Here is a 213-nt window from a genome sequence, read left to right on the forward strand (position 1 = left end):
ATGATGCAGTAAGTGCTGGTCAAACAGTGTTGAATGATGATTCCGCTACTCAAAGTGAAGTAGATAGCGCTACAACTGCAATTAACAATGCAAAGGCAGCCTTAGATGGTCAAGCCACAGAAACAGATACTAGTTCAACAGGAGCAAGCGATACTACGAGTTCGACTACAGGCTCAACTACTGAAAATTCAGTAGATAAGAGTGGCTTAGAAA

General features: G+C 41.8%; 1 pseudogene. It reads left to right on the forward strand.

Annotated elements, in window-relative coordinates:
- Positions 1–213 (forward strand): annotated as a pseudogene (locus ACNDLV_RS07515) (LPXTG cell wall anchor domain-containing protein); the annotation flags it as partial.

It is taken from the genome of Lactobacillus fornicalis (assembly GCF_055362665.1).